Raw genomic sequence first — 23901 nt, forward strand, 5'->3', positions numbered from 1 at the left:
GCTATGGAACTGTTCGATAATCATAAGACACTATACAGCACTGCATTGGGATTATTTTTAATACTCACCCTGGGAGTGGCCATATTACCTGCTATCTCCAATGAACAAAATAATGCTCCGTTACCAGACGCACCGGCGCTTAGCGAAGACGCTGTAAAAGGAAAGGCTTTGTTTATAGCCAATGGATGTGTGGCATGTCATACGCAACAGGTACGTAATGTAGAAATGGACAAAATATGGGGTGAGCGCCCTGGCATTGCCGCCGATTATGCAGACGATCATCGTACGGATTTGCTTCGTAACACGGCCACATTAATGGGAACAGAGCGTACAGGACCAGATCTCACTAATGTGGGTAAGCGTCAGCCCTCGCGCGACTGGCAACTCGTACATCTTTTTAATCCCAGAACGGTCGTTGAGCAATCGATCATGCCAGCTTACACCTGGTTGTTTGACATCAAAGATTCAGTGCAGGAGGGGGATGTAGTAGTAAATGTACCGGAAGCATTTCTTGCCTCACCACATCAGAAAGTAGTTGCTTCCAGGGAAGCCTTGCAATTGGTAGCCTATCTGCAATCCTTAAAGCAGGTGAAACTACCGGACGAAAAAAGCCCGCTGTTTCTCTATAAACGTGAAAAGCCGGCTGACAACAATGGTGGTGCTCCGGCGACACTCAACGGCGCGGAATTATATGCAAACAATTGCCAGAGTTGCCATCAACCTAACGGTGAAGGACTAAAGGGAGCTTTTCCGCCATTAAAAGGGAGCAAAATAGTCTTAAATGATGATCCGGAGTTAATGGTAGATATTATTATGAATGGCTATAGTGGCAGGGTGCAGGAAGGATTTGGGGAAATGCCTGCTGTGGGTACGCTGAATAAATTAAGTGCCGGCGAAATAGCGGCGATTATGAACCACGAAAGAAGTTCGTGGGGAAATAATAGCCGGAAAGTAACGGAAGAGGAAGTTAAAACGATCATGGATAAGGTAAAAAAGTAATGATACTAATATGAAAAGAATTTTCCTTTTGATACTATGGCTCTTTTCCGCTTACGTGACATCTGCATGTCCGGCATGCGAAAAACAACAGCCTAAATTATTGCGGGGAATCACCCACGGCACGGGACCTGATAGTCAATGGGATTATGTGATTATTGTAGTTACCGTGGTATTTGTAATAATAACCTTGTTTTTGTCTGTAAAATGGTTGATTCGACCTAATGAGTCAATGCAGAACCATATTAAAACGAGTATAATAAATCATTGATCATATGAAAGATCATAGTACCGTCTTCATCTTTATCGATGATGACAAAACGCCGGCAGCGTATTTACAGACACCCGTCCAATTTAAACTTGATACGAATAAACTAACTGATGGTATGCATACCCTGAAAATTGTGAGTAAGGATCCTGCCGGTAAAGAAGGAATAAGGGTGATACCCTTTGAAGTACGCAACGGCCCCGCCGTAGCTGTAGAGGGAATTAAGGAAAATGCCGTCGTTGATGGTATAGTGCCTCTGATGATAAATGCTTATGGAAAAGGAGATCAGCGATCTTTTGTCATCACGGGGAGTGAAACTCCCCAAAGTATTCCATTCTGGATATATGTGCTGATCATCAGCTTCTGTGCCTGGGCAGTATATTATCTGGTTAGTTCTGTTGCTATAAAGCTTGTGTGAAGAAAGATGGCATGGTTAAGTCACACCGTGGTTAAATCATGGTCTAAGAATGATAGATAAGTTGATTGACTCAGCCCGAAACCGGGCAGGTTTCCCTGCCTGGTGCTATCTTCTTTTTTGAACAGCAGACATTGGGTGCTTGCTGTGATCGCCAGCAAACGAAATATTCAAGTAATAGACGAGCTATGAATAAGTGTTTTTTGATAATCGCTATAACAGTACTAATGATCATTTCAGCGGTGGGTTGTAGTAATAAAGGTGCGCAAGGTACGCTGGTACCTTTATCAATAGAGTTTGATAATATAGCCGGGGAACAAAACCTGCAATTAGGTACAGGAGTTTACAGAAATGCCGAAGGAGAGACTTACTCGGTAGATTTTCTTCAGTACTATATCAGTAACATCAGCCTGACCCGTACAGATGGATTTACATATACTGTTCCGCAGGATAGCAGTTATTTTTTAATCAGGGAAGAGGACCCAAAAACACGTTTTGCGAACGTAAAGGTTCCGGAAGGAGAGTACAGCAGGTTGACATTTATGGTGGGCGTTGACAGTCTGCGCAATACCATGGATATCAGCAAGAGAACAGGCGTGTTGGACCCGGCAGGAGGCATGGAAGGCATGTACTGGGAATGGAATAGTGGTTATATCTTTTTCAGGATGGAAGGCACTTCCTTTGCTGTGCCAGCCACTATTGATGCTAAACAGCGATTTCGTTTTCACATTGGTGGATTTGGCGGGATCTCTGCGCCTACCATCAACAACATCAAAACAATCAGTATAGATCTTACGGCAGGGGGGACAGCTCTCGTTAAAAAAGGTGCGCATAGCAATATCCATCTGATGGTCGATATTATGAAAGTCTTTGACGGACCATCACAGGTGCGGTTAAAGGATCATTCGCAGGTGATGTTCAGTGACTATAGTGCCAGCATAGCTAAGAACTATTCCACTATGTTCAGGCATGATCACACAGAAAATTGATCTGATGTGCAACGTATGTAGTGTATGTATCGCTTTCTTAATGATATTGTTGTTGGGATGTGGGGCTGGTAATAAAGAGGGGCAGTTTCATCCTTTCGTGATACCTGCAAATTTTCCTCCTCCCTCATACCGCTTTAAGGATAATAAGATCACACAGGCAGGCTTTACATTGGGCAGGAAACTGTTTTATGATCCAAGGTTATCCAGGAACAACACTATTAGTTGTGGCAGCTGTCATATCCAGTCTGCTGCTTTTACCCAACATGGACATGACGTTAGTCATGGTATTGATGATCGCCTGGGTACCAGGAATTCACCGCCTATTATGAATCTGGCCTGGTCGGCTACATTGATGTGGGATGGTGGTATTTCTGATCTTGACCTGCAGCCGCTGGCACCTATCTCTAACCATGTAGAAATGGATGATAATATGGAGAATATCATCCGGAAAATTAGAAGTGATCCGGAGTATCCAGGGTTATTCAAAAAGGCGTACAGAACAGATGATATTACAACTACACGTGTCTTAAAAGCATTGTCGCAGTTTATGCTTATGTGTGTAAGCAGTCATTCGAAATACGACAGTGTTATGCGTAAAGAGGGCGGTGTGACATTCAATGTTGACGAGCAGGATGGATATTTTATTTATCAGCAGAAGTGTGCTGCATGTCATGCAGAACCTTTATTCACCGACTTGTCATTCAGGAATATTGGTTTGAGGGTTACTGCTGTAAAAGATCCGGGCAGATACGCCGTTACACTGAAGTCTTCAGATCGGTACAAGTTCAGAGTGCCCAGCCTGCGTAACCTTGCCTATACGGCTCCTTATATGCATGATGGGAGGTATCTGACAATAACAGCTGTATTGAATCACTATACAGATTTAGTACAACTAATACGGGGGATCGATCCCCTGCTTATACGAAAAGGCAGACCAGGGATAACAATGACCCAGGAAGATAAAAGAAAACTGGTTGCTTTTTTAAATACGCTCAACGATCAGCAATTCGTGAGAGACCCACTGCTTTCACCACAATAATCCTGGCCCTGAATAAGCACAGAAAGGACCGTATTGTATCATCTGCAGCAGATATGTTTTCTTTTAGAAAAATAACTATGAATACACCTGGCTGACTGCATTATTGTTAGTTGTCCGGAAAATAGATAATAGCCGGTTTGAAATGTGTGTACAGGTATTTACAAATAAGGTATTAGAAATTGATTATGTTAAAGAAGATCTTTTTTTCGACCAGGACAATGGGGGTGTTGCTGATTGTATTTGCCTTTGCAATGGCATGGGCGACATTCATCGAAAATGATTTCGGTACGCCGGCAGCAAAAGAGCTTGTGTATAACTCCTGGTGGTTCGAACTGGTGATGATCATGTTGGTGGCTAACTTCCTGGGCAATATTGTGAGATATAAGCTTTATAAAAAAGCTAAATGGCCATTGCTGGTTTTTCATATCGCCTTTTTATTCATCTTTCTGGGTGGTGCTATCACCCGGTATCTGAGCTTTGAAGGTACTATGCATATCCGGGAAGGTCAGATGGAAAATAGGATTATTTCAGAGGCAACTTTTTTTAAGGTGCAGATATCCAGGCAGAATCAGACACAGGAGTATCCCCTTGAAAAAGCGACATTTCTTCCTGCGAATATACCGGGTTTCTTCCGCCTGTTTCGGCAACCTTTTAAAGCGGCTTATGACTTTTACGGTGAGAAAGTTCAGGTGAATATGCTGCATTTCATCCCGAGAGCACAGGATTCTGTGATGACAGATACCGGTGCGGCAATGGTTTTGCACCTGGTCACGATCGAAGACGGCATGCGTAAGAATATTTATATACCAGCTGGAGAGACCAGGTCTTTACAGGGAGTGGATATTGGGTTTGGAAAAGCTGTGCCTGATGGGGTAGAAATTGATATTGAGAGAGGAAGTTTATATATCAGGTCGGCGCTGGCTGCACAGTATCGTGTGATGGCTACGGGACAGATTGATTCCATCGGCATGGCCGGTGAAAAAGACGCTTTTCAGCTACGTGCCTTGTATAATTTTAGTACGGGACTGCTATTGGTTGTGCCCGAAATGCCACGTAGAGGCAGGCTGGTTTATTATGAAGGAGACCTGAAAAAAAATGCGTCTGATCCTGACCTGGTAGTAATGGAAATTGCTACAGCAGAAGGTCGGGACACTGTTTCATTTTATGGTGGCAAAGGATTTACCGGTTTTCAATCAAGCGTTATGTTGGGGAATATAAAGATCGACATGGGATATGGGTCCAGGTATTATAATACGCCGTTCTATATTCACCTGGATCAATTTGAGCTTGGGAAGTACCCTGGTAGTAATGCGCCTTCTTCTTTTTCGTCGCGGGTTACGGTCAGCGATGCCGGCGGGGTGATGCCTTATAACATCTACATGAATCATACACTTGATTATGGAGGATTCCGCTTTTTCCAGAGCAGTTATGATGCCGATGAAAAGGGGACTATATTATCTGTCAATCACGATGTGACGGGTACAAAACTGACCTATATCGGCTATGTAATGTTGTTTGCGGGTATGTTCTTTACCCTGTTCTGGAGGGGGACACGGTTTCAGATTTTACGGCAACAATTAGGGGCTGCCTCTTCGAAAAAAGGATTTACGGTACTTGTGATTGCCCTGTTATGTGGTACATCCGGGTACGCACAGAAGGTGCCGCAAAATGTACCGGACAGGGCGCACGCTGCCGCCTTTGGATACCTGCCGGTACAGAATATTGATGGCCGGATCGAACCTGCGAACACCCTGGCGCTGGAAATACTTAGAAAGCTTTACCGTCATGACAGCTATCATACATTTGATGCAAACCAATTCTTATTGGCTGTAAGCACTAATCCTGCAGAATGGTTGAATGTGCCCCTGATAAAAGTGAATGACCGGGGTGGGAAGGCGCTTCTCAGCCGTGTTAAAGCCAATGCGGAAGGGTTGACGACCATTATGAATCTGTTGACATTGGATACAGCAGGTGATGCACACTTTTTACTGGAGCCGGAGTATAATAGCGCGTTTGCCAAAAGGGCAGCTGAGCAGGATAATTATGATAAGGAAGTCATTGAGCTTAATGATAAAATGCAGGTTGTTCAAATGTTATTAAGTGGAATGTACCTGCGGATTTTGCCCTTACGTGGGGACAGTAACAACACCTGGGTATCATTAAGTCTGATGCAGGTGCCACAGAACAGGGGAGAGGAGTTAGTGATGGCCTACTTTCAGTCGATACAACATGCGCGCAGAAATGGTAATTGGAGTAAAGCTGACCAGTTGTTAGCACAGCTCAAATCATTGCAGCGGTCAGAGGGTGCCTCCGTAATTCCCTCTCAGGCAAAGCTTAATTGGGAAGTCAGGTTTAACTCCTGGAACTTGTTTTTCAGGCTTATGCTTTCATATGCAGTAATCGGATCCATACTGTTTTGTATATCGTTTGTTGCTATGTTTAACAGCAGCAAGGTGTTGAAGTACCTTATCCGGGGGCTGATATCAATATTAGTGATGTCCGCTCTATTGCAGGCATTTGGTTTGGTTGTGCGATGGTATATCTCGGGTCATGCGCCCTGGAGCAATGGTTATGAAGCCGTCATGTTTATCAGTCTTATCGGCCTTGTGTCGGGACTGCTTTTGTACCGGAATGGTAATTCTTATATTCCGGCTGCCGGGGCGCTGATTGCAGTTATTTTAATGGGATTTGCTCATGGTGGCGCTCAAATGAATCCACAGATAACGCCACTTGTACCTGTTCTTAAATCTTACTGGTTGATGATCCATGTGGCTATCATTACTGCCAGCTACGGATTCCTGGGTCTGAGTGCATTACTGGGTATGTTTGTATTGCTGCTGCATATTGTCAATAATTCTGCAAGGAGGTTCTTTATAGAAAAGCCATTGCGGGAACTTACAATTGTCAATGAGTTGTCAATGATCATCGGGATATTTATGCTTACATGCGGCACGTTTTTAGGCGGTATGTGGGCCAATGAAAGTTGGGGGCGTTACTGGAGTTGGGACCCAAAGGAAACCTGGGCCTTTATATCTGTAATAGTATATGCGTTTGTGCTTCACGTACGACTTATACCCGGCATGCAAAGTAAATTCCTGTTCAGTTTCCTGTCTGTGGTATCATTTTCAACAGTGATCATGACATACTTTGGTGTAAACTATTATCTATCGGGGTTGCATTCCTACGCAAAAGGGGACCCGATGCCAATACCTTCCTGGATATATATATCGATAGTAACAGTAGGAATTGTGTCCCTGGCAGCTTTGTTCAGGTATCGGAAATTAAGTCGTGTAATGGGAAGTATGCAAAGAGATACTACCGTTTAAAAATTTAAATTAAATAATAGACAATATGAGAAAACTTTTCATCATGGTAATGTGCCTTGCCGGTACAGCATCGTTTGCACAAAGCCGCAACGGAAAAATGGATGCAAAACAGTTTGTGACAGCAAATAGAAATCCGAATGCGATTGCCGACTATAAAGCCATCACAGCAGTCATAGACGGTTATGTGGAAGGGCTGCGTCTGGGTGATGTAGCGAAATTAAAAAAGGCATTTCATAAGGATGCAATTATGTACGGATTCATGAGCGCCGGTACTTTGGAAGGAAGTGTTGATAACCTGTATAACTTTGTCGCCCAACATGGACCGGCTTCAGGTATTACATCATATGTGAGTATATTACACAAAACAGCTAATACGGCAATGGTGCTTGTTGAACTGGAAGGTGTTTCACCTACTGAAAACTCTACAGACTATCTCTCATTAATGTATAAAGATGGTGAGTGGAAGATTATTTCTAAAGTTTTTCATCTTTGGGCAAAGTAGTCTAATGGAAGAGAATAAGTCTTAGCAAATTCCGTGGAGTAGAAGGTAGTTATGACAGAGCTGGGTTTAAAGCAAACATAGGTGATATAAAGCAAGGAAAGGTCGGAGATATCTCCGACCTTTCCGCCTTTGTGCCCGGAAGAGGTTTATTTTCGAACTAAACATTGATGATAATATAGATTTTAATCCGGACTAATCGTCGTTAGTCGATAAAATAAAAGGCAGAGAACTTTTTCCTGTGATTGAAAGCATCCTCGGGTGGAGCCATAAAAATTCACATTTGCGAGACAGGGTCAGCAAGTGTGGAAATCAGTGCTATGAACTGGTCACTGTTTGAGATAATAGCTATACACATTTTTATGTTAAGCAGGCAGAGGATATACGCCATTGGTCGCAATAATGAAGTTCACAACGAGGTAAGGCATCATGTTTTGATGTGCCTGACTATTGCCGGTATTACCGATAGCATTTGCTCCCAGCGTGGCATTCGGTGTAGTTGGTCCTCCTGACGGTAAAGGCAAAGTTGTATACAGGTTTACATCCGGATAAGGAGGTGTTACTGTGCTGTTATTACCGTTTGAGGCCGCCAGCATTTTGTTGGCTGGTGAACTGCTGGTAGCAGGAGTGTTTAAACCTTTTAGGGTGTGTGTATGTGGTGGAAGTTCAGTTGGAGTGAGTGTTACCGCGGTAGCACCACCGCTGGCTGCCAGCACATAATTACCCGTGCCTCCCTGCGAACTGATGATACCGGCACCTATTGGCAATTTCACTTGCAGATCGGGGAGCTTGAAGTTGGTAACACCGTCTCCGCCATATGTTACCCCCAACAGGGAGTACAATGCTTCATTCCCGCTAATTGGCAATGTAGCTCCGTTGCATAGTGCCCAGTCCTGAGGTGCATAATTGCCTGCAAATGCGCGGATCTCTCCTATATAATAATCCATATTATCAGTTTTAAACGTTTAATAAAAGCTATATACTGCGTGAAGGCCAGAGTCCTTCAGATGCGATACAATAATTCGTGACGAGGTAAGGCATCCTGTTTTCATGCGGTGCTCCGGCTCCTGTGCTGGTTATTACATCCGGGAAGTCTACAGTAGGGGTGGCTGCAGGCGCATAGAGGTTGACCTGTGCTGTGTTTTTTGATGTTTGTGTGCTGCTGGCGGGTACATTTGGATTTCCCAGGTAATTATTGTTTGGCCCTCCAATGTTATAAACATTGCTGCCATACATCATATGATTATGTGGAGGAATAGTATTGGGATCAGTAAGGGCTACAGTTTCTGTACCACCGAATTGTCCTAAAGGAAAGTTTTGACCTCTTGCACTGGGTCCATAACCAACAATCGTACGACCATTGAGATTAGGTAATTTGAATGTAGTGGAACCATTTCCTCCATATGTTTGTCCCAGTAAAGCAGCCAGTGCCTGATGACCGTTTACCGATAATTCCTGCCCGTTACAAGGCAGCCATCCCGAAGGTATTCTGGAGTAGGGGAAGTTGCGGATTTCGCCAAGGTAATTGTCCATAGTAGTGTTTTTGAGCTGAGATTAAAACTTTGGTTTTTAATTGACTTTGATGGGGAAAGCACCATTCACACAGATGCAATAGTTAAGTGTTAGGTAAGGAGACACATTCGAGTGTGGGGTAACGGATGTTGTCTGAGGGTTAAAACTAATCGTTTGCGGCGCAAACGGCACATTCAGGTCGACAGTGTTTGAATAGGCTATAATACCTTTACTGGTACCAAGCGCATAAGCATTGGTTAAATAAACAGTAGGGCCGGGTTGTGACTGAGCGCCTCCCGTTTGCCCGTTAGCGGTACGTGTTACTCCCTTCAGCTGGTGATTATGTGCAGCTATGTTATTGGAAGTAAGGGTAACCGTGTCAGCACCTCCGGAAGCGCCTACCACATTAAACCCGCTTACTGCCGGGTTCTTTCCAAGCAGTGTGATCCCACGTAGATCCGGTACTTTAAAATTCTGCCCCGGGGTGCCTCCGTAATAGTTGCCTATCACTGCATATAAGGCCTGCTGGGAAAAGACTGAATAAGTAGAGCCGTCACAGGACAACCAGCCTTCAGGCGTGTAACCAAAGGAGAAAGCTCTGATTTCACCGATAAAACCATCCATAATTTTAAATTTTTGTGAATAATAGAATGTGTATGGAATAAAAATTCAACCTCCCATTCCTGTTATTTAGCATGAGGAAGGGGTTAAATGGAGTTAATGCTGTAGATTTTAAACGTTTACAAAACAGTATTTGCAATTCATCAACATGGAATTACCTGCCAGACTAAGCTGGACATTCGTTGTGCCTGCATAATAGACAATCAGGATAAGGTGGAATAAATGTTCATGGAACTAATATTTAATTGTACGTAATTATAGATAAGGTTGCCCTGCAGTAGGAAATATTACTCCTTCACCAGCAAGTTTTGGGGCCAATCCTGGGTTATTTGTTGCACCCAGTTAAGTCATTTCAAAGGTTTAATGAAATTTTTTTTTATTATAATCCGTTCTTTTTTTTCGTTTATATCTTCGTGTCTTTGATGTTTCTAAATTAAGGAAAAATTAAATCAAAATCGCTTTTCTCTATAAATGATTAACATTATGTGCTTGAAAATAGGACAATTATGGGTTCTTTTTATCAAGTGCCAGTGTTTATAGGGCCACGAATTTTTATCTTTAAAAGTGTCAGTCCCTTATTTTATCCCTCACAGATTTAGTTTCGGTTTGAACCAAAAATGTCATTCTCTTTTATTGGTATCCTGCCTTTGCACTGGTATAAATACAAAAACCTGGGAGTTTCTTTTTTACACAGGGAATTAAATGGTGATAGCGTGTTTTGATCAGGGAGGTTTTATTAATGTTATATGCTACTCTTACTCCGTCGTCAGGCTTTTTACCGGATTGGCAATTGCTGCTTTAATGGATTGAAAGCTTATGGTCATTAACGTTATCGCCAACGCTCCAATTCCTGATAGCAAGAAAATCTGCCAGGGGATATTGGTTCTATAGTTATAATTCTGCAGCCAGTTGTGCATTAAATAATAGGCGACGGGTACAGCAATCATTATGGCAACGATTACTAGTACGATAAATTCTTTTGACAATAATCCCCATACATTAATGGCAGATGCGCCCAGCACTTTACGTATGCCTATTTCTTTAGTTCGCTGTTCGGCCATAAAAGATGCCATGCCGTATAAGCCAAGGGCGCTAATTAAAACTGCCAAAGCCGAAAATAGGCCTGCCAGCTTTCCTATTCGTTCTTCATTGGAAAATTTTTCTGCAAAATCATCGCTTACAAAGGTGTATTCAAAGGGGGCAGTGGTAATATATTTTTTAAAAATTTCGCCGGTTTGTTCAATAGCTACATGTGCACTTTTATTGGCCTTGAGTTTAATAAAGATAAAGTTGGCTTTGCCGCCTTTATCAAAAAAATAGAACGTTTGCTGCACAGGTTCATAAGCAGATTCCGTAACAATATCTTTTACAACACCTACAATTTGATAGGTAGCCTGCGTACTGTCATTTTTGGTGATAAGAGCACCTACGGGATTTTTTAAACCCATGTATTTTACAGCAGATTCGTTAATAATAAGTCCGGAGGAATCGGAAGGAAATGCTGATGAAAAATTTCTTCCCTGTACAATTTGCCAGTTGATGGTTTTACCAAAATCGGGTGATACGAAATACTTTACAAAATCCTGATTTAGGTCGGGGTTTTTCCCCTGCCAGGTATATCCTCCCGTTGTAAACCACGAACGTGTGAGGGGGCTTGATGAAGTGGCTACAGTTTCTGCAATGCCTTTACCCATCAATTCAGTTTTAATAGCATTATAGTTTTTCCCAAAATCTTCAGTGGTCATCGGGATGCTAATCAAAGCATTTCTGCTATAACCAATGGGTCTGTTTTGTGCATATGTTATTTGCTTATACACTACAATAGTTCCAATGATTAAAATTAGTGAAATAGCAAACTGCATTACAATTAATGCTTTCCTTGGGATGGATGCATGACGTGTTGCGCGAAAGTTTCCTTTCAATATTTTTATGGGATTAAAAGATGACAGGTATAACGCAGGATAGCTACCTGAAATAATGCCTGTAATAAAGATGAATAGAATACCTGTCAACCAGAAGTAAGCATTTGTCCATGGAATATTCATTTGCTTGTTGGCAAGTTTGTTAAACCAGGGTAGCGCAATGGCGGCAAACAATAAGGCAAATCCAAATGCAATTGTAACTACTAATATTGATTCCAGATAAAATTGCTCTATTAGCATTTTTCGTGCGGAGCCCACGGCTTTGCGAATGCCTACTTCTTTTGCGCGTTTTTCACTTTTTGCTGTTGCGAGGTTCATAAAGTTGATACAGGCTAACAGCAGCACAAATATACCGATAATTCCAAACATCCATACATATACAATCTGGCCGCCTGAAGCAACGCCATTTTCCCAATTGTTATGTAAATGCCAGTTACGCATGGGTGTGAGGAATATTTTGGAATGATTTTTTTTATCCTCTTCGTCAGTTTTATTGTATTTAATATTAGCGATTTTCTTATTAACGCTATTGATATTTACGTTATTCGCAAGCTGAATAAAAGTTTGGAAGGAATTATCTGTCCAGTCGTTTTGAATTTTTTTCACCCATATTTTGGAAGCATACAAATTCCAGGAGGCAATAAAGTTCAATTTCTTAAACTCTGTATTTTGTGGTATATCTTCAAACACACCAGCCACGTTTACATCCATTTCGTTGTCAATTTTCAACTGGCGGTTCATCGGATTTTCATTGCCAAATAAAGCTTTGGCTGCTGAGGCAGAGAGCAGGATATCGTTGGGCTGGCCCAGACTGCCATACTTGCCATACAGCATTTTTAAGGAGAGCATCTCATCAGCACCTTGGTCCATAAACATACCCGATTGTGTCAGGCTTTTTAAACCAAAATTTAGAATATGATCGCCCTGCCAGGAGCTCATAATTACATGCTTAAAATCGCTGCTATACTCTGTTTGTAAAGCTTTACCCAATGGAAAAGGAATAGCATCCTGGGTATATATTTTTCCTTCAAAGGTTTGATTTTGTTTAATCCTGGCAATGCTGTTGTAATTTTTGAAATAAGTATTGTATGATGTTTCGTCATACACCCAAAAAGCAATTAGCATAACAACAGTAATACCTACTGCAAGCCCGATTATATTTATGAATGAATGGACTTTGTTTCTTTTAAGGCTACGCCATGCGGTTTTGAGATAATTTTTGAACATATTTCAATCTATGTGGTGTAAAAATAACTCGCGAAGAGAATGCCATTAATTTAATGGTTGATAATCAATGTGTTAATAGGTTTTGTGTTTGGTAGGGTGTTCGGTTTTGATACAACAAGTGTGCGGTTTTATTACAGTAAATCAAATTGCATGTCATGGATCTATCAGAAGGATCAATGGGAATGGAGGTTTGGAAGGAGGTTATGTTGGAAAAGCATGACAATATCTGTTTGTCAATAATAGTGGTATAGCGTGTTAAAACCTGTGATTTATTGATAAATACAAAATGCTTTGTAAACCAATTTATTATGGGGCCATTGCCTGCCCGGTAGCGGTAGGTTTTCGAATCAAATTATACTGGTAATTAATAGATTAAGATCGATTGATCCTATAAAAGCTTAACCGAGATGCTTGCCCGGAAATCTCAGATTTCACCACTTGTGGGCAAATGTCAAAATGGAAGAATTGAATTTTTCAGTTTTTATTATTAACTGTTGATCAAGCCAGATTGAGGTGAATGCAAAGTAGCATCACAAAACGTAAAATGAAAAATAACGATCGGAAATCAATTATTGCATTTATTCCCGATTAGGATGAAAGTAATCTCGCATTCACCAGTTCAAAAAATTCTTTTTTATATGCTTCTCCTATAACAATTGGCTTGGTTTCGTTCAGTATCCGGACCATATTACCTTCTATAGCAGTAAGATGACTGAGTGATATAATAAACGATTTATGTATGCGTACGAAACCCATCCTGGAAAGGTGTTCAGCAAGTTCTTTCAATTTAAGGTAGGCGGTGATCTTCCGGTGGTCGTCCATCTGGATGACAACATAATTACCCAGCCCTTCAATATATGTGATCCTGCGCGAATCGATCTTCAGTAATTTACCTTTTTGTTCTGTTTTTACAAATACGTAATTATCCTGGTCATTTTTTAATTGGGTGGAATTGTGAAATGTCCACAAACGATTAACAGCTTTCAGAAACCGGATAAAAGCTATCGGTTTTAACAGATAGTCCACAACGGCATGTTCAAAGCCTTCCAGTGCATATTCTTTGTAGGCCGTTGTCATGATTATATAGGTGTCCTTACCGATGAGTTTTAGTATTTCTATACCGGTCAGATTTGGCATCTGAACATCCAGAAAAATAAGTCTTGGTCGTAAATCTGTAATCATTGTCAGACCTCTTACCGGATCTGTGGTAGTACCGACTAGACGTAGGAAATGTACCTGATCGATATGTTCTTTAAGAAGATCAATGGCATGCTGCTCGTCATCTATAATGATACAATCTATCATATGTTCCAGTTTATTTTTAACGATACGCTAAAGAATTGTTCCTCGTCCTGCAACATGAAACTGCAACGGTGTCCATATGTGAGGCTGAGTTGCTGGCTTATATTCTGAAGGCCCACTCCATTAGACAACTCTTTAATACCTTTTCCTTTTTTATTCCTGATGTAAAATGAGAATTCGTTTACATGAGTATACACTTTTATCTGCATAGGATGAGCGGCGTTGTGCAGATCGCCATGTTTAAAAGCATTTTCCACCAGGGTAATCAGCACCAGCGGAATTATCCTGATAGACTGGTCATCGATCTGTTCTTCATAATGAATATACAACTGCCGGTTATGGCGGCGCTGGTTAATTTCAATAACATTTTTCGCATGCTCTAACTCATCCATAATACTTACCTGCCCGTCCATTGCATCGCTTTTACCTAATGCATACCTCATAATATTCGCGAGTATCAGTATCGAATCGGCAGTTTCCTTATCCAGTTTAATAACTTTTCCATAAATGAAACTTAACGAATTAAATAGAAAATGAGGATTGATCTGGTGTTTTAATGCACTGAGTTCTGCTTCTGTTCTTTGTTTTTCCAGCATGATTCGTTCTTTGCCTTTTCTTATCCATTCCACATACAGCGCTATTGAAAAACTTGTTATAATGTTAAATATATATACTATCAGCAATAGCCAGCTCATTGTGTTCAGCGATAAGGATGTTTTGGTAGAAACAACATTATTGTCCCGCTGAATTAAAAAGTAACCATAGTTCAATATAAATTTGATGAGAAAAAGCAGCATTGTGATCATTAGTAAGTAGCGGTACTTACGCTCCTTATGCATGGCGGGAATGATCACTTCAAATATCAATATGTAATGAGTAATAACAGATTCTACTAAAAAAAGCAATATATTCCACGGACTGGTAAATTCTTTAGTGGTCCGACCGGGATCAACTACATACCAAAGGAAGAAGAAAGTGCTATATAAGAATAAGGAAAATAATGCCAGTAAAAGCAATCGCCTGTAATTTACTTTTACAAAGGTAGTCAACATCTGTGAAGGATTTATAAAGGAGGATTGCGCAAGTAAGCTTACGCAATCCTTTATAGGTTTACTGAATGTACTTAATAAAGGTTGCAATTATTTTTGTTTCTTTAATATCCCTCGTTTGAGAGGATGAATTGGCGATAACCTTATCTTTCTTCGTTTTACTTGCAATGGCTGTGCCATTTTGTTGGGTAACGACCACATCTTCTGTGAGTGTCATAATTACGCCATCAGCTCCTTTGGATTTACCCATCTCGATCACTTTTTGCTGAGTGGATTCTATTGAACCAAATCCCTTATCTAGGGTGGTAGATCCCATGGTGGTATATTGCTTCCTGATGTCAGCCTTGTCGAGATATACGTCAACATTTGAAGTTGGTGGATAAGTGTTCCCAAAATAAGATGGCTTGGCACATGCAGTCATGAAAGCAATAAGCAGTATTCCAAATAACCGGATGAATGTTTCTTTTTTCATTTTAGAAGTTTTTAAATTTACCAATTGCTGATTTCGCTATGTTGGTGCGAAATCATGAGCAAATTTATCCTGACACACTAACGGCTAAAACTTTCTTATTTGAAATAGCATTTGCTGTATGTAAACATGGGCAATTTTGCCATTCAACTATAAATTTCAAAATTATTCTGGTCTGTTCAAATTAGGATTATTTAAGAAAATACAACATCCCTTGTGATAGGACGACGAATGGAATTATTGCAACTATCGTTATAATTGGATAAGTTTGTTGGAGTTCATTGATATTTAGCGAGGACATCTTGCATCCTTATGAGGAATGTAGTCCGGTCGGATTTGTAATTGGTATGAAGCCTTTATCTGTTATTTATGCATCGCGCGAATAGAGACAAAGAGTAGTGCTATTGTTTACAGGATATTCTGCCATCCATAAAAGTATCAACTATCATTATGCTTATGAGAAGTATTTCGCCATTGTGCGAGTAAGGAGGAGGCTTTCAAAAGGCTGGCATTATGGTATAATGGTGACGAAGAAGCAGGCCTGCCGTTGTTTTAAGCCGGTGGCAGCACTATCCGGCATTATTGCCTGGCATTCTCAACTTGTTTGGCAACAACGCTAATAATACAGCCGAAGAGTCCTTTAATGCGAAGATCGAAGTGTTAAAAATGACAGCGGGAGGAATGCAGAGTTCTTTCTGTTCAGGTTATTTAAAATTTATGTTTGGCACAAATTGCCATATTTAAATATAGGAAGAGTTGATAAAATGTTGGTTAACAATACAATGATTTTTATACAAAAAAAGAGGGTGCTTCATTTATTATGAAACAACCTCCTCCCATTATAAAAAGATTGAGTTACCATATGCTCATACCCGTTGTATCATTATCATAAAAATCACGATCAGTAGTAACTCTGTAAATGACAGCCGCTAAATGAGGATCCTCCGTTTTACGGAACATCGCATAGCGCCATGTATTGGATTTTGTAACCAGCAGACCAGCGTTCTTTTCAACAATGTATGTAGACTCTCCATCTGTTAAGCCTTTGTTCATAATGAGCTTGCTCACCTTATACCAGGTACCATTTTCCTCATATGCATTCTCTTTTTCCACATACATGGTGCCGCTATCAAAACTGTTTTTGTATAGCCATTTTTGCTGTACTGAGTCATATAACAGCGTAAAAGACTCCCTGGTACTGGTACAGCTATACAGCATATTTTCCCGGTGAAGGCCGAACTTCAACACTGTCACTGAATCTTTATATGTCCAGAAAAATGAGACAGAATCTACCTTCATTTTTGGATCTGATTTTACATTGGTCCTTTCCATACAAGCGGCTAAGGAAACCATTAAGAGAATTAATAATAACTTCATGCTTTTAATTTATGAAATCCTGAATTTTATATTAATAAATTGTAGAATAGTTTCATTTTTATGAAGGGAATTTTTAATTCGATCCTGGGGGTCCGGCAGCCAGTGCTTTGTATGAGCGGGATCATTTTAGAAATCAAAACCTTCCTTGCACCATTCCAATTTCTTTATTTTTCATCAAACCCAAATGCTGGTAAGGTGCCTTATCCATTTTCCCTTTTGCCGCAAGAGCCTCCGGTCAAATCTTACATGCTGCGTCTCATATAATATTGCCTCTGCATTCTCAAATCCAACATTTGTTCCATTATCATTCATTCTTCAAAAAGCTGAGACTTGACTTAGGATCCACTCGCCCCTGAGCCAGATGCTGAACACCATTATATGTTACCTCATCCTTCATCTCTTTCTTTTTTCCAGTCGTTTTATCACCCAGGTATGCTTTCGTATTCCTACTTCTATACCTGAGATCTAATGCTGTAAAAGTTACATTGATCCTTGCAAACTTTTCTTCAGCTCCAGATAATTTCTTAAATGCCTGCCCTTGCATAGAAACGGCCCAGATCTTATAGGCGGCTTCCCCCCAGAACTTACTCTTCAGGATATCCGCAGCAAAATAGTATCTCATTTCGTATCGGCATACCTTATAGGATTATTATCCATTGCCGGATAAGGGCTGATCATATCTGAAGGTTTGGGGGCTACCTGCCGTATCAATCACCGCTGGCAGGTTTGGGAGGAAGAAAATATTGCGATAGGTCAGGCCAAACGACAAGGGTGTGCTTATCAAGCTGATATTTTGCACAGTGGAGATAGTGCTAAACAACTCCTGGTACGAAACCGTTACTTGTTATTTAAGTACCCTGGAGCATAGACATGTGAACAGAGATAAAGAGAAGAACTGTTGTTTGCCAGATGTACCATCATTCATAATGGGTATCAGATATCATTACGTTTAGGAGAAGTTTTCCGTCATTCTACGAGTAAAGAACATGCCTACAACGATGTGGAGGAGGCAGGCCTGCCTTCATTTAAAACCCTTACCAGAACTATCCAGCATCATTATCTGGGCATTCTCAACTTTTTAAACAACAGAGCTACCAATGCAGCCGCTGAGTCTGTTTAATGCGAAGATCAAAGCGTTTAGAAATGCGATGAGAGGGGTAAGAGACGTAGAATTCTTTCTGTTCAGGTTATCTAAAATCTATGCTTAACGAACAAATCCCCCAGAGATTCAACTTGATACCTATGATTGACCCGCGACATGAAAATGACAAGCGTAAAAAGAGAAAGGTTGATAACCTTTTGATTATCAACCTTTCCAAGTGCCCAGTAGCGGTAAATTCTCGAACCAATTGATGTTGATTATTAATAAGCTGTATGAATAAGGCCATTGAAAATCTTGAAGAGTATCTGATACTAATCTTACATGAAATAAAAGCTACATGCTTCGGTAAATAAAGTTAAACAATTTCTTTCCCATGATGTTTTACTGTTTGCAGAGGGCATGCTTGCCTCAGAAATATTATATTTTCGATCACAAACGAACTAAACCTAATGAAACCAGATTGCCTATTCCTACTGCTGTTCCTTTTGCCTGCGCTTTTTATTTTTTTCTGGATTGCCGGCATTTTCAGAAAAAGAGACACTAATAATAACCAGGTGTTGCCTATTAAAGAAATAAAAACAGAGACCGAATATTTTGATCTTTTCAAGGAAAGCAAACTAGAGGATATCTTAAAGGAAGTTTACAATGCCAGACGCTTCGAAATTGATATGTACTGGAAAAGAACCAATTACTACTGGACGATGTTGGTTGCTGTATTTGCTGGATATTTTGTAGCCTTTTCCAATTTGAATAGCTCGAATGAACAGGGCTTGAAGGTCGTTTTCTTTTTAAACTGCTTTGGGATCATTTTTTCGACAAGTTGGTACTTGGTAAACCGTGGTAGTAAATACTGGCAAATGAACTGGGAAAAGCACGCTGAAATACTTGAAGGAAAAGTATATGGTCATCTATATAAAACTAATGTCAGTCAGGGATATTATTTTAAATTCAAAAAATTTACGAACTTGACATCACCTTATCCTTATAGTGTAACAAAAATTAATCAGGTGCTTAACTTCTTTGTAATCATTATGTGGTTATCATTGCTCTATTATACCGCAACCAATTATTTAGTTATTGGCGTTGAAAGTTTTGGTTCCTTCTATTCTATAGTCGGATACGTAACTATTCTTGCTGTTGCTGCCCTTGTCCTGTTAACTTTAACAGGAAAGGAAAGTATATTCTCAAAATCACAAGACGAGACCCACCTTTTATTTACGCGTAGAGGAATCACTAAAGATTCCTCAGTATAGGTGAACTTACAGATATAAAAACAAATTTAACATCAGGCATGAGATATTTGTATACTTGGCATTTTTATTACTTATAAATATACCCATATAAGCTCAGCACGAGTGTATACCAAAGAATTTAAAACAAGCAATACACTTCCTAGACAAGGACTGTCCTGAAAGTTTAAAACCGACCATTAAAGAAACGGCATTTAAAGATCTTAAGAAATTGATTTATCCCTGGGGTGGAACTTATAAAACAATAATAAAGCTTATAAAAAGTCTCAGTAGGTATATGAAAAACTGAAAATCAACACGATTATCCTCAAACCCGAGACGTTTGTAGAATATCACAAGCAATACTTACAGATTGATAGCTTGGAGAAACATCTTCCTCTATTTCATTATCTCTTGACTTCGGATTACTACGAAGAAAATGTCGATGAAGGAAGAATTTATCAAACCTTTTACCTTCCCTATTTTATATTTGATTATTTTAATAAAATAAATATAATGGTTGCGGCGGATAAAAGTTATATAGTTGTAATGTTATCCCGTAGTAAGCCTACCAATAACGGTCGTATCCTGTATATAGAAATTCAAATACTGCATCAAAAAATTAATCAATTGTTTGGAAGATATTGACGATCTGGGTTTATTTAATAGGTCAGAAATTGAAGAAGGCAGTTGGAAAGGTCGCAAATGGCAGCATCGGGGTTACGAGTATTCGCTCAAAATAACTAATGGCTATACAGTTATACATGGATTTAAGCTCATTAATAGCATCAAAATAATTATTGGCCCATGGAGCCTACTTATGCTGACATAACCGACCTTCAAAATCGGGTACAGGGCAGGACCGATTCTACAGCAGTAATCACTGGCATCTTCGTATATCTGCTGGCCGGAATTCCTGGGCCGGTTCCGGGAAATTAGGGTTCTTACAGAGTTCAATGGAATCACCTGTAGCCACTCGATACTCATCTGATCCATATGAAATGTTTACTATTAGTGATTCAATAAATACGATCTGCTGCCGAAACAGTTATCTATCCACATTTCATCGCTTCTGTCGTTGCTGATTGGTCCGATGTTTAAAAGTTGCAGATCTTATGGTCAACAAAAGCTATCTAAAATTGTCTTATCTATTTGGAATACTCACTTCGAGTTAATGCAATTTTGAGAAAACATGAGATTGAGCTAATTTGTTGCAGCAGTAAATTATCCAGTAAACTACTAAGGAGAATATGATAAAAGGATCAGTTAGAACTTTTGACTTCAGGTTTGGAGACGATTTCGTAAGTTTTTTAGAACTAGTCGGTAGAGCCTCGGTCACGCTGGAGGCCTTGGTGGCAAAAGTTGATGGTGAGGATGTGACTTCGGAGGTCATACGGTTTAACTACCAGGATAGCGTTACCAAATATAAACAGCGCCTCCAGAATACTATGTACAAAGCGATCCAGTCCTTAGAAGGGATGGTCGACGAAGTATACTTGAAGCTGGAAAAACTAAGATTCTTGGCGCATTTTTTAGTGGAGATTGAAGCTTGCCAACGACAACTAATCACGCAATCGACTGGACTCTATTGTCATAAGCAATTCTCATTTTCTAACATTTCGGAAGGAGATGAGCTGAATAAAATAATCAAAACAGAACAGGATTTTCAGGAGCATTTCTACTGGATGGATCATTATCTGGTGAAAATGTATGCATTCTTGTTACTCTTAAAGGAAGGTATCGAATCGACCAATCAGGCAGACTTTAGAGTGCCCCCCACAATGAAACCTGATCCTGACGAATCTTCGCAGGACAAGCCATTTGAATACTTCGATTATCTTTTTTTTCGCAATGGGATTACTAAGCTAAGGCAAGCCTTCATGCCTTCCGCAGACGACTACTTCCACGTAACCGAACTTGCCTGGGACAAAGAGACCGAGACGACTATATATTGGGAGCAAGATTCCGAAACTGGAGATTGGACACAACATAAATCCAGGTTTGGTGACAAACTTTTTTCTGTGATGTACTCCCAATATCAGCAAAGCCGATCGTTGATTGATGATCGTATAAGTGTATGCCTTAACCATTCGGAGGCGGAATTTTACGTAAATAGGTGTCTGGAACATCTAAAATATTTCCTAAAAAAAATACCCCAGCATAAAGACTATGAGAAGTATGACTTCCTGGAGAGATTCGCTCGTAGTATGATAAAATATCTGTTGGAGAGATATAATGTCTTTTGTGGTAAGCCTGACGAAATTATTGAAGCCGTTTTGAAAGACAGCCCACTTCTACCGGCCGCCGACACTCCGTTTGTGCAAGCACTACCATTGCCTAATATACAAGTATTCCAAGTAGTAGGAATTCCCTTGGAACGGTTTGTAGCAATCTTCTCCTCGCATTTGAAAGGTATATGCATCTCTCAGGAAACCTCCTTGGAGATCTTAGCCAGTGCGTTCAGCGGAAAGAGCTGCGAAACACCCCTGAGAATTAGATGGACTTGTACAGCACGTAGTAAGACAGTGAATAAGCAACCGCTTTTTTATCTATTCAAACAATTGTGCGACAAGGGACTGATCGACCCTCAGAATTTGCAGTCTGATTTCCTGAAGCGACTGCATTTTGTTTTTGTCGATGCGGATGATCGCCCACTTAATAATCTGCCAGTGAGTTACTCGACGACCACGAAACATCGAAAAACGGAGGACCAGTATCGCATCGCCATCGACAAAATGATTATTTCGATGTTGGCGGTGAAATCGGGTAAAACTGATGCTTAACCTTAATCAAAAGCTTAACTTTTGATGCGTTAAGCTATTTTGTTTTAAAGCGTAGTTTGTTGAAAATTAATATAGTGTATTAGGTTAGGCCGTTAAGCTATGTTGTTAAGCTATTTTTGTTGATTCATGTTTTGACCATATTGCAGTGGAGTCGGAAGCCGGTCAGTACATATTGTACTGGATCGTCTGATGGCATAAAACGACTAAATATGATAAGAAATGAGAAGCTCCAAGAAGGAGCATGGTTTACGATGGCTCAGACCGCGAAAAAAATTGGAAAAACGGGTAGAAACAAGCTTTACAAACTGCTAAGGGAGAAAGGTATAATTATGAAAAATAACGAGCCCTATCAATGCTACTGTGACACTGGGTATTTCAAGATGCAGTTTACTCCTAAATACAACAAAAGAGGGTTATTCATTACAGCATTTCCCTCCGTCTTGGTGTCAGAGGCGGGAGTTGAATTTATTGAGGCCCTTTTAAAGGAAATGGAGCCTGACAACGTTTAAAGATCCAATGAGTGAAAAATAAGGGCCATACGCCTAGGCGCCGGGACAGATGGCCTTTCCTTTCATTTCTTAATTACACTAAAAGGAGATTTTGGCAATGAAAGTTAAATTGGATTTGCAACAAGAAAATAGACATTTAGTCAAGCAGCTTGTTTGATGAAAGAATTTCCAAATTGCTCAGGTGCCATATATTCCAGCCGGGAATGTATTCTCCTGCAATTATACCAAATTTCTATAAACTCAAATATCTCTCTTCTGGTGACTTCAAATGAATCGTAAATTATATTAAATCCTGTTTCTGACTTGAGAATCTTGAACAAGTTTTCACATACACTGTTATCTCAGCAATTCCCTTTACGGCTCATACTTTGCTTTGCCTTATTTGACCTGCTTTGAATAACATCCTGAATTCTTGACAGGGTACCATAAGAAGTATCCATACTTGCTGAAGGGGCTTAATATGGACAGAAACAACTTTGTTTGGATCATGGATATCACTTACATTCCGTTGGCAAAAGGTTTTATGTACCTGTGTGCGATTATAGACTGGCATAGCCGGTATCTGTTATCCTGGACGCTAAGTAATACAATGACTGTTGATTTCTGCCTGGAAGCTTTTCAAAAGGCCCTTTCCACGTATGGCGCACCTGAAATCTTAAATACAGATCAGGGAAGCCAGTTAACCAGTGAGGAATTCACCTCAGCAGTATTAAATATTGAGATGACAATCAGCATGGATGGTGTCAGAAGAGCTACGGACAATATTTGTATTGAGAGGTTTTGGCGTAGCATCAAATACGAAAACATCTATCTCAATGCTTACGACAGTACGCTGGAATTATACAAAGGAATTCACAGCTATGTGGAATTCTATAATTGGGAAAGAAAACATCAAGGCCTTGGATATGTTACTCTTGCTGATGTTTATGCCGCTGCTGATAGGTTATCCACATATTCACAGCTATTCACAAAGAGAAAAAAACTAACAAAAAAAGAGAAACTTTATAATAGTAGTAATAGATTGATTCATTAAATAATAACCCACCTATTGCTGTCTAATAAAAGGGGAGTACCTAAGTTATATCCCCTCCTACTGAGCAAAAAGGAATTATCCTGTCTGGAAACGGAACTCAATACCCAGTGAATTCCAAAGTGTCTCCGCCCTTTAGTTATGCACATTTTACTTGACAAAAGATAAAATATCGCCGGGAGTTTTTTAACTTAGAATAGACACAGGTACAGAAAGAAAGGCCGTCACTAAGTGTAC

The 23901-nt window shown here is 40.2% G+C and carries 22 protein-coding genes; 11 read left to right on the forward strand and 11 right to left on the reverse strand.

Features of this window, described 5'->3' with window-relative positions:
* Positions 1 to 3: 3 nt before the first annotated feature.
* The 6 genes from DXN04_RS36005 (at position 4) to DXN04_RS05000 (ending at position 7535) form a co-directional block, all read left to right on the forward strand.
* Positions 4 to 999 carry a cytochrome c gene (locus DXN04_RS36005; protein WP_116852176.1) on the forward strand — a complete coding sequence of 332 codons (996 nt, stop codon included), beginning with the start codon at positions 4 to 6 and terminating at the stop codon, positions 997 to 999.
* Positions 1000 to 1271: 272 nt separating this feature from the next.
* Positions 1272 to 1682 (forward strand): cytochrome C, encoded by a 411-nt coding sequence (locus DXN04_RS04980; protein ID WP_116852178.1) that lies wholly within the window; start codon positions 1272 to 1274, stop codon positions 1680 to 1682.
* Between the two features lie 224 nt (positions 1683 to 1906).
* Complete coding sequence (locus DXN04_RS04985) at positions 1907 to 2668, forward strand: MbnP family protein (protein WP_199414983.1); 762 nt, start codon at positions 1907 to 1909, stop codon at positions 2666 to 2668.
* Positions 2649 to 3707 (forward strand): cytochrome-c peroxidase, encoded by a 1059-nt coding sequence (locus DXN04_RS04990; protein WP_233525517.1) that lies wholly within the window; start codon positions 2649 to 2651, stop codon positions 3705 to 3707. The genes DXN04_RS04985 and DXN04_RS04990 overlap by 20 nt, the downstream gene beginning before the upstream one ends.
* Before the next feature lie 185 nt (positions 3708 to 3892).
* Complete coding sequence (ccsA, locus tag DXN04_RS04995; protein WP_116852180.1) at positions 3893 to 7033, forward strand: cytochrome c biogenesis protein CcsA; 3141 nt, start codon at positions 3893 to 3895, stop codon at positions 7031 to 7033.
* 25 nt (positions 7034 to 7058) lie between these two features.
* Entirely contained in the window at positions 7059 to 7535 is a 477-nt protein-coding gene (locus tag DXN04_RS05000) for a nuclear transport factor 2 family protein (RefSeq protein WP_116852181.1), read from the forward strand.
* Positions 7536 to 7897: 362 nt separating this feature from the next.
* On the opposite strand, the gene DXN04_RS05005 is transcribed toward DXN04_RS05000, so the two are convergent.
* The 10 genes from DXN04_RS05005 to DXN04_RS35575 all read right to left on the reverse strand — a co-directional run bounded on the left by DXN04_RS05005 (position 7898) and on the right by DXN04_RS35575 (position 17795).
* Positions 7898 to 8479, reverse strand: coding sequence for a phage tail protein (locus DXN04_RS05005; protein WP_116852182.1), 582 nt, complete (start codon positions 8477 to 8479; stop codon positions 7898 to 7900).
* Positions 8480 to 8507: 28 nt separating this feature from the next.
* A complete protein-coding gene (locus DXN04_RS05010; RefSeq protein WP_116852183.1) occupies positions 8508 to 9065 on the reverse strand; it encodes a phage tail protein in 558 nt (185 codons plus the stop codon).
* A gap of 36 nt (positions 9066 to 9101) precedes the next feature.
* Entirely contained in the window at positions 9102 to 9668 is a 567-nt protein-coding gene (locus DXN04_RS05015) for a phage tail protein (protein ID WP_116852184.1), read from the reverse strand.
* 752 nt (positions 9669 to 10420) lie between these two features.
* A complete protein-coding gene (locus DXN04_RS05020; RefSeq protein WP_116852185.1) occupies positions 10421 to 12814 on the reverse strand; it encodes an ABC transporter permease in 2394 nt (797 codons plus the stop codon).
* Positions 12815 to 13402: 588 nt separating this feature from the next.
* Entirely contained in the window at positions 13403 to 14119 is a 717-nt protein-coding gene (locus tag DXN04_RS05025) for a LytR/AlgR family response regulator transcription factor (protein WP_116852186.1), read from the reverse strand.
* Positions 14116 to 15168 (reverse strand): sensor histidine kinase, encoded by a 1053-nt coding sequence (locus DXN04_RS05030; protein ID WP_116852187.1) that lies wholly within the window; start codon positions 15166 to 15168, stop codon positions 14116 to 14118. Before DXN04_RS05030 ends, DXN04_RS05025 begins: the two co-directional genes overlap by 4 nt.
* 58 nt (positions 15169 to 15226) lie before the next feature.
* Positions 15227 to 15637 (reverse strand): hypothetical protein, encoded by a 411-nt coding sequence (locus DXN04_RS05035; RefSeq protein WP_116852188.1) that lies wholly within the window; start codon positions 15635 to 15637, stop codon positions 15227 to 15229.
* A gap of 852 nt (positions 15638 to 16489) precedes the next feature.
* Positions 16490 to 17011 (reverse strand): hypothetical protein, encoded by a 522-nt coding sequence (locus DXN04_RS05040; RefSeq protein ID WP_147319837.1) that lies wholly within the window; start codon positions 17009 to 17011, stop codon positions 16490 to 16492.
* Between the two features lie 304 nt (positions 17012 to 17315).
* Positions 17316 to 17633: a hypothetical protein gene (locus DXN04_RS05045; protein WP_116852190.1), complete on the reverse strand. Its 318-nt coding sequence runs from the start codon at positions 17631 to 17633 to the stop codon at positions 17316 to 17318.
* Between the two features lie 27 nt (positions 17634 to 17660).
* Positions 17661 to 17795 (reverse strand): hypothetical protein, encoded by a 135-nt coding sequence (locus DXN04_RS35575; protein WP_262512440.1) that lies wholly within the window; start codon positions 17793 to 17795, stop codon positions 17661 to 17663.
* 114 nt (positions 17796 to 17909) lie between these two features.
* Here DXN04_RS35575 and DXN04_RS05050 point away from each other — a divergent pair, with 114 nt between their 5' ends.
* From DXN04_RS05050 to DXN04_RS05070, 4 genes are all read left to right on the forward strand, one after another.
* Positions 17910 to 18131, forward strand: a complete 222-nt coding sequence (locus DXN04_RS05050) for a transposase (protein ID WP_199414984.1) — start codon at positions 17910 to 17912, stop codon at positions 18129 to 18131.
* A gap of 431 nt (positions 18132 to 18562) precedes the next feature.
* Complete coding sequence (locus tag DXN04_RS05055; protein ID WP_116852191.1) at positions 18563 to 19366, forward strand: RipA family octameric membrane protein; 804 nt, start codon at positions 18563 to 18565, stop codon at positions 19364 to 19366.
* Between the two features lie 1226 nt (positions 19367 to 20592).
* Positions 20593 to 22125: a hypothetical protein gene (locus DXN04_RS05065; protein ID WP_116852193.1), complete on the forward strand. Its 1533-nt coding sequence runs from the start codon at positions 20593 to 20595 to the stop codon at positions 22123 to 22125.
* A 209-nt stretch (positions 22126 to 22334) separates the two neighbouring features.
* Positions 22335 to 22634, forward strand: a complete 300-nt coding sequence (locus tag DXN04_RS05070; protein WP_116852194.1) for a phage antirepressor KilAC domain-containing protein — start codon at positions 22335 to 22337, stop codon at positions 22632 to 22634.
* A 140-nt stretch (positions 22635 to 22774) separates the two neighbouring features.
* Here the strand turns inward: DXN04_RS05070 and DXN04_RS35735 are convergent, their stop codons facing one another.
* Positions 22775 to 22954, reverse strand: a complete 180-nt coding sequence (locus DXN04_RS35735; protein WP_116852195.1) for an IS3 family transposase — start codon at positions 22952 to 22954, stop codon at positions 22775 to 22777.
* A gap of 92 nt (positions 22955 to 23046) precedes the next feature.
* Here DXN04_RS35735 and DXN04_RS05080 point away from each other — a divergent pair, with 92 nt between their 5' ends.
* On the forward strand, positions 23047 to 23667 hold the full coding sequence (locus DXN04_RS05080; protein WP_116852196.1) for an IS3 family transposase: 621 nt from the start codon (positions 23047 to 23049) through the stop codon (positions 23665 to 23667).
* Positions 23668 to 23901: the final 234 nt, after the last annotated feature.

The sequence above is a fragment of the Chitinophaga silvisoli genome (genome assembly GCF_003412465.1).
GTDB lineage: Bacteria > Bacteroidota > Bacteroidia > Chitinophagales > Chitinophagaceae > Chitinophaga > Chitinophaga silvisoli.